The organism is Oleiphilus sp. HI0117 (assembly GCF_001635235.1).
Genome location: NZ_LWGA01000854.1, coordinates 1 through 3,403, shown reverse-complemented (window position 1 = coordinate 3,403; position 3,403 = coordinate 1). Strand labels below are relative to the sequence as shown.

General features: G+C 46.2%; 3 protein-coding genes and 1 pseudogene. All 4 read left to right on the top strand.

From position 1 onward, the window contains the following. Positions 1–146: pseudogene (gene rpsL, locus A3757_RS14710) on the top strand (30S ribosomal protein S12); the annotation flags it as partial. Between the two features lie 153 nt (positions 147–299). Then, the gene (gene rpsG, locus A3757_RS14705) at positions 300–770 is read left to right on the top strand and encodes a 30S ribosomal protein S7 (RefSeq protein ID WP_068509920.1); all 471 of its coding nucleotides are present in this window, start codon (positions 300–302) and stop codon (positions 768–770) included. A gap of 64 nt (positions 771–834) precedes the next feature. Then, positions 835–2,931, top strand: coding sequence for an elongation factor G (gene fusA, locus A3757_RS14700; RefSeq protein WP_068509922.1), 2,097 nt, complete (start codon positions 835–837; stop codon positions 2,929–2,931). 45 nt (positions 2,932–2,976) lie between these two features. Further along, on the top strand, positions 2,977–3,403 hold a 427-nt coding region (locus tag A3757_RS14695; RefSeq protein ID WP_156490421.1), incomplete at its 3' end, for a GTP-binding protein.

The following is a 3,403-nucleotide window of genomic DNA, read 5'->3' as shown; positions in this document are numbered from 1 at the left end:
ACAGCGTTGTTCTTATTCGTGGTGGTCGTGTTAAAGATTTGCCTGGTGTTCGTTATCACACAGTTCGTGGTAGCTTGGATACTTCAGGTGTTGCAGATAGACGTCAGGGTCGTTCTAAATACGGTGCTAAGCGTCCTAAGGGATAGTCTTAGGTCTGTCTGAAAGCGTTAATTGTCATAAATATTTCAATTAACAATGAGATAATTGATTGAAGGATAAGAGTAAGGTCGGACTGGCGAAATATTTCGTTTTATGTCTGAGCGAACCTGAAGACCTTTGATGTTAAAAGAGGGCTTGTCATGCCAAGAAGAAGAGTCGTAGCAAAACGCGAGATACTTCCAGATCCTAAATTTGGAAATCAAACGCTTGCAAAGTTTATGAACCACGTAATGGTTCATGGTAAAAAATCCGTAGCAGAGAAAATTGTATACGGTGCATTAGATGCTGTTAAAGCAAAGGGTCATGAAGATCCTTTAGAGCTGTTTGATAAAGCGCTAGAGTCTATCCAGCCAATGGTAGAGGTTAAGTCTCGCCGTGTTGGTGGTGCTACTTATCAGGTTCCAGTTGAAGTTCGTCCGGCTCGTCAGGTAGCGCTAGCAATGCGTTGGTTGGTGGACTACTCTCGTAAGCGTGGCGAAAAGTCTATGGCTTTGCGTCTAGCGGGTGAGATTATCGATGCAGCCGAAGGTAAGGGTGCAGCGGTTAAGAAACGTGAAGATGTTCACAAGATGGCCGAAGCAAACAAGGCTTTCTCTCACTACCGTTTCTAAGGTATACGAGTGTTATATGGCCTGCATTTTATGCGGGCCTTTTTGGGTTTAAGAGGATAAAAAATTGGCACGTAAGACTCCAATTTCCAGGTATAGAAATATTGGTATTTGTGCGCACGTTGATGCTGGTAAAACAACGACAACGGAGCGAGTTCTTTTCTATACAGGCTTGTCGCATAAAATAGGTGAAGTGCACGATGGTGCGGCGACAATGGATTGGATGGAGCAGGAGCAAGAGCGAGGTATCACGATAACCTCTGCTGCGACCACGTGTTTCTGGTCGGGAATGCAGCAACAGTTTGATCAGCATCGCGTGAATATTATCGATACGCCTGGGCACGTTGACTTTACAATTGAAGTAGAGCGCTCGCTCCGCGTGCTTGATGGTGCGGTTGTGGTTTTGTGTGGTTCGTCAGGTGTGCAGCCGCAAACTGAAACGGTCTGGCGGCAGGCTAATAAATATGAAGTGCCGCGCATGGTCTTTGTTAATAAGATGGACCGAACAGGTGCTGACTTCCGAATGGTAGTCGAACAGTTAAAAGATCGTCTAGGTGCTACGCCAGTGCCTCTGCAAATGACAATTGGTGCAGAGGACGAGTTTAAAGGTGTGGTTGACCTGATTAAGATGAAAGCTATTTTATGGAACGAAGCTGATCAGGGTATGACCTTTGATTACGCAGAGATTCCTGAAGATCTGCTGGATGAGTGTGAGGAGATGAGAGAGTTTCTTGTTGAGTCCGCTGCAGAGGCGGATGATGACTTGATGGAGCTTTATTTAGAAGGTGAGCAGCTTTCTGAGCAGCAAATAAAGCAGGCGATTCGCAAGCGTACGTTGGCGAATGAGATTGTGCCGGTTATTGGCGGTTCTGCTTTTAAGAATAAAGGTGTTCAGGCGATGCTTGATGCTGTTGTTGAGTACCTGCCGTCTCCTGAAGAGGTTAAAGCGATCGAGGGTGTGCTTGATGATGACGAGACTGTTGAGTCTCGAGAGGCTGATGATTCTGCTCCATTTTCTGCTCTTGCGTTTAAGATTGCGACGGACCCCTTTGTTGGTACTCTGACTTTCTTTAGGGTCTACTCTGGATCGCTAAAAACCGGCGATACCGTGTATAACCCAGTTAAGGGTAGGAAGGAGCGCATTGGTCGAATGGTGCAGATGCATGCAAATGACCGAGAAGAAATAAAAGAAGTATTGGCTGGAGATATTGCAGCTGCGGTCGGCCTTAAGGATGTTACTACTGGCGAAACGCTATGTAATATTGAGAACAAGATTACGCTTGAGCGTATGGAGTTTCCAGAGCCTGTAATTTCGGTTGCAGTGGAGCCTCGTACGCAGGCAGACCAGGAAAAGATGGGTGTTGCCCTAGGTAAGCTTGCGCAGGAAGATCCTTCGTTTAGAGTAAAAACCGATGAAGAGACGGGCCAGACGATTATCTCCGGAATGGGCGAATTGCACCTGGATATCATCGTTGATCGCATGAAGCGTGAGTTCAGTGTTGAGGCAAATATTGGTAAGCCGCAGGTGGCTTACCGTGAAGCGATTAAAAATATTAGTGATATTGAAGGTAAATTTGTTCGTCAGTCAGGTGGGCGTGGTCAGTATGGGCATGTTTGGCTTAAGTTTGAGCCCTTAGCGGATGGCGAAGAAGGTTTAGAGTTTGTAAATGAGATTGTTGGTGGTGCTGTGCCGCGTGAGTTTATCCCGGCAGTTGAAAAGGGTATCGCAGAGCAGATGCAAAACGGTATTCTGGCTGGTTATCCGTTGCTAGGTTTGAAGGCGACGCTCTATGACGGCTCTTTTCATGATGTCGACTCTAATGAAATGGCATTTAAAATTGCTGCTAGTATGGCGACTAAAAAGTTGGCATCAGAAGGTGGTGCGGTATTGCTTGAGCCGGTTATGAAGGTTGAAGTGGTAACGCCAGAAGAGAATATGGGAGATGTGGTTGGTGACTTAAATCGTCGCCGAGGTCTCATACAGGGTATGGAAGAGAGCGCCGCTGGTAAGGTGGTTAATGCTGAAGTTCCCTTATCTGAAATGTTCGGATACGCAACAGATTTGCGATCCGCAACACAGGGTCGCGCAACCTACGCGATGGAGTTTTTGACTTATTCAGAAGCGCCAAAAGCGGTTGCAGAAGTGATTATTAATAAATCGTAGTCTTAATTAAACTAAAGTCGGTAGCATAGAAAAAGGGGTGTAACCGTGGCTAAAGAAAAATTTGAACGTAATAAACCGCACGTTAACGTAGGTACTATTGGTCACGTTGACCATGGTAAAACAACTTTGACAGCAGCGCTAACGCGTGTATGTGCAGAAGTATTCGGTGGTGAGAAGGTTGATTTCGCAAACATCGATAATGCACCAGAGGAAAGAGAGCGTGGTATCACTATCGCGACGTCTCACGTTGAGTATGATTCAACTGATCGTCACTACGCTCACGTTGACTGCCCAGGGCACGCCGATTATGTTAAAAACATGATCACAGGTGCTGCTCAGATGGATGGTGCTATCTTGGTTTGTGGTGCGACTGATGGTCCTATGCCTCAGACTCGTGAGCACATCCTTTTGTCTCGTCAGGTAGGTGTACCTTACATTGTAGTATTCTTGAACAAGGCTGACTTGTTGGCTG